4 protein-coding genes are annotated in these 4,074 nt (G+C 45.4%); 1 reads left to right on the plus strand and 3 read right to left on the minus strand.

Annotation, left to right across the window (positions count from 1 at the left end; all coding sequences use genetic code 11):
- Positions 1-142 precede the first annotated feature (142 nt).
- Complete coding sequence (locus T472_RS19820) at positions 143-304, plus strand: hypothetical protein (protein WP_160319149.1); 162 nt, start codon at positions 143-145, stop codon at positions 302-304.
- A 6-nt stretch (positions 305-310) separates the two neighbouring features.
- Here T472_RS19820 and T472_RS15855 read toward each other — a convergent pair whose 3' ends face one another.
- The 3 genes from T472_RS15855 to ltrA all read right to left on the minus strand — a co-directional run.
- Positions 311-1,000, minus strand: a complete 690-nt coding sequence (locus T472_RS15855) for an SGNH/GDSL hydrolase family protein (RefSeq protein WP_023387250.1) — start codon at positions 998-1,000, stop codon at positions 311-313.
- Between the two features lie 143 nt (positions 1,001-1,143).
- Complete coding sequence (gene murJ, locus T472_RS15860; protein WP_023387249.1) at positions 1,144-2,667, minus strand: murein biosynthesis integral membrane protein MurJ; 1,524 nt, start codon at positions 2,665-2,667, stop codon at positions 1,144-1,146.
- 128 nt (positions 2,668-2,795) lie between these two features.
- Positions 2,796-4,074 (minus strand): group II intron reverse transcriptase/maturase (gene ltrA / locus T472_RS15865; protein ID WP_023863709.1); only part of this gene is annotated, 1,279 nt, incomplete at its 5' end.

The following is a 4,074-nucleotide window of genomic DNA, read 5'->3' on the forward strand; positions in this document are numbered from 1 at the left end:
AGGATGTGGTTGAAAAGGGCTTCCATCGTCTGAAGAACAGCATTGACTTGGGAAGACTTCGTGTACATAGCGATAACGCTGCCCAGGGTAAGCTTTTTGTTGGCTTTGTCGCATCAGTCCTAATGTCTGGAAGAAACAAGGTATGACTGACAAGGATCTGTACGGCACATATTCCATGAAGGGACTGCTTAGAACGCTGGCTAAGCTGCGCATCCAGGAAATCAACGATCAAAGCATCATAGCACCAATGACCAAAGAACAACGAATGATATTTGAATCATTCGACATATCACTCTCTGAGTGATTGTTGTTATAAATTTCGACGGGATTTTAGGATGTCATTGATCCTGACTATGCTTGAATTGATGAATGTATAAAGCGGGTCTCCTGCCTGTATTGGATTATAGAGGTTGTTTACTATGATCCTTGCATTAGGGAATACCCTTTTGACCTGTGCAATCACCATAGGGAACTGACCCTCGAATTCCCCGATTCCAACCTCAAAAGATGCTGGCAGAGGTTTCCCGGGGTCATCCATGCTTGCGTATGTTGCCATGGCAGCTTCATAGCTCATGCTTCTTATCTTATTGTACAGGTAGATCATATTCGTGTTCAGGTCGGTTACGTAGGTACCTCCGAATGCATTTACGACCGCAGGTAAAACGTACCGGAGAAGGTTGTTGCTGCCAATGTTTATAGTAACGAGGTTTATGTTTTGATTCGGTTCTTGAAGTGATAATCCACCAAGGAGTGTACCGGTATCAAGTCCTTCAACACCTGCATTCTGGTAATTCACATCATACGTGATGTCAATATAGTCACGGAGCATCGCTGCATATCCATACCTGTTATAAGCACTGAGGCCATAGGTCACTGAATCTCCCAAAGCTATATAGTTTACTGTCGCAGCAGCAGCCGCAGGAACCGACGCAAAGGTTACAGAGAAGAGCATGAACGCAGCAGCAAACATAGCCATAAGCTTCCTGTACCGTCTCTTCATGGTATTCCCTTCTTTCTGCTTTCTTTTGTATATTTCTTATTTAATTATCCGCCTGGAGTGATACATATTCAATGAGTCATCAGAAAATTCACAGAAATTACACCATGTGTTTGGTTTTGTGGTATTCCGAATGATTAATCCGGTCAGCTTCCTGTTATTTTCCTGATCTTCATATGCATTGCCTTCACTGCTGAACTTGCCTCCTCAACATCAAGAACCAGTACAAGTATTGCATAAGAGATCATGCCAGCTCCTATCGAAAGAAGAGCAGCGGCATTAGGGCTGAAGGTTTGCATCAGCAACTTATATGAGAACCAGACCAAACCACCCATAATGACAGAAGAGGCTGCTATCCTCAATATGCTCCTCAGCCTTCCTATGATTGATGAGAAGCTGATCCTCCTCGCTAAAGAGACTGCGAGCGCTGAAGCGGTAGCTATTGCTGATATGCTTGTAGCTAGAGCCAGGCCTCCTATGCCAAGGTATCTTGAAAGTATAATATTTAGGATTATGTTGATGACCATCCCGACTATGGAGTTCTTCATCGGGGTCCTGGTATCTCCAAGAGCATAGAATGTCCTTGATAGAAGGTCCCTCATGGCATATGCTCCATGACCTATTGAATAGAAGAACAATGCTCCGGATGTAAGGATAGCATCTTCAGCTCCAAAGGCACCACGCTGGAATATGAGCCTGGTTATGGGTCCTGAAAGGACAAGCATCCCTGTCATCGCGGGAAGTACCAGGAGGAGCACATACACAATCGAATTGGCCAGTGTCCCTGAAAGGGCATCATCGTCCCCCTCAGCAGCCATCCTTGATATCGATGGGTACATCACGGAAGATACCGGCTCGACAAATATCCCCTGCACGAATCCGTTGACTACCTGTGCATAGCCAAGTGCTGATATACCGCCGACAGCTATCCCTGATGCGATTGTCTTGTCTACAAGAACGTTCACCTGGTTTACCGATACGCCAATGATTACAGGTATGGAAAACAGAATAAGCTCCCTTATATAAGGGTCACTAAGTCTTAATGTCATCTTGTACCTGAATCCGGCTTGCCTGGCTGCAGCTGCAAGGAATATCGCCTGAAGCGCAAGCCCGATGATTATTCCAATGGCGAGTATACTCGAATTGTTCCCTGCAAGGGCGTAGGAAGCTATCGCAGCAAGGTTCGCAGGTATTCCTATCAGGGCAGTTACTATGAATCTGTTCCTTATCTGCAGCATGGCGGTAAGTATGTATATGACAGCAGAGACCACTATCCCTGCAATGCTTATCCTTGTCAGGGAGACTGCGAGGTCAAGCGTACCCTGAGAGAAGCCCGAGGCGAAAAGCCTCACAAGAGGAGCGGCAAAAATGGCTGCAGTGCCTGCAATGAGAGCGCAGACAAGCACTAAGGAAGACAGCAGGTTTGACGTGAACAGGTCGGCATGTTCAATGCTTCTTTCTGTCCTTATCCTGTTGTAGACAGGTATGAAGCTCGTGAAGAGGGCTATCCAGATGAATGAGAATATTGATGTGGGAATGGTCTGGGCGATGTTGAAGGCATCGGTTATTTCAGATGCCCCGAAAAAGAATGAGAGTGACACCTCCCTGAAGAAGCCCAGAAGCTTCGACAGGATAGTTATGATCATGATCAAAGCTACTGTCTTTTTCATACCCGTGTCGAGTAGACAGCTCGACGTTCACCTCACTTATATATATTCATATTGCTCGTGAGGTTCTGTCTCTGCCCCTCACAGAACCCGTCGTGCCCTATTAAGGCAACGGGCTCTTCATACAATCCTTACAAAGCTTGCCAGATGTCCACATATATCCTTGGCTCTATTATTGGATGATTCTCCAACAACATTTTATACCTCTTCCAAGACAGATATGCTCTCTGACTCCTCCGTGTCAATCTCTGGTACAGCGTAGAAACTATAAATCTATAGAATTTCATCAATCCTTCGTAGTTCCCTGATATGCCATAATATCTGTAGTGTCCTACCAGCTTAGGATTGAGCAGTTTAATTACTTCTGAAGGCTCACCATGCGTGTTTGCTGTCAGCCACTCTTTTACTGCCTGTTTCTTTGCCTTTAGCTTCTTCTTGCTGGTTCGGTGCAGCACAGTATATTTCCCCTTTAGGGTTTTCCCGTTGATGTGGGTGAAGCCTAGAAAGTCGAAGGTTTCAGTTTTGCCGTTTGCACTATTTTCTTTGGCGAATCGTCCGAACCGGATAATTCGACTTTTGTCCTTAGCCAGTTTCAGTCCGAATTTTCCAAGCCTCAGTTCCAGCGCCTTGAAAAAATTATTGGCTTCGTTCTCGTATTGGAACATGCACACAAAGTCGTCGGCGTAGCGTACCATGTACGCTTCACCTTTGCAGTGCTTCCTTACCACTATGTCAAACCATACATCTAGCACATAGTGCAAGTATATGTTTGCAAGCACCGGTGAAATCAGACCTCCTTGCGGAGTTCCTTTGTCACTCTCATAGTATTTCATGTCTTCCATTACTCCTGCCTTCAGAAATCGCTTGATATATCGCAGAAAGTTCTTGTCAGCTATATCATGCTCAAGGAACTTCATCAGCCACTCATGATCTACGTTGTCAAAGAAGCCTTCAATATCGGCATCTACCACGCACTTTATTTTCTTTGTCATGATTATCTGATTAACTTCTCGTATTGCCTGATGACAGCTTCGGCCTGCCCGAAACCCGTAGGAGAAGTCACAGAACTTCCCTTCGTAGATTTGGTCAAGCACCCTCTGCATGACTCCTTGTACAAGTCGATCCCTGTATGCAGGTATTCCCAATGGCCTCATCTTGTCGCTTCCAGCTTTAGGTATATAGGCTCGCCTTACCGCTTGTGGGCGATAGCTGAACCGTTTCATCTGTTTGAGCAGTTCCTCTATGTTGGAATCAAGATTCTTCTCATAGGTTTCCCTGCTTTCTCCATCTATACCCTTGGCTTTGCCTTTTGGCTGCTGCTTGTGGACTTCCTCCAGACTCTCTTTGTTCACATAATGCATCAGCGTCTGTACCTTTTCATGTTTGCTAGCTTGCTCTGCTATTCTTTCG

The organism is Youngiibacter fragilis 232.1 (genome assembly GCF_000495435.3).
GTDB lineage: Bacteria > Bacillota > Clostridia > Clostridiales > Clostridiaceae > Youngiibacter > Youngiibacter fragilis.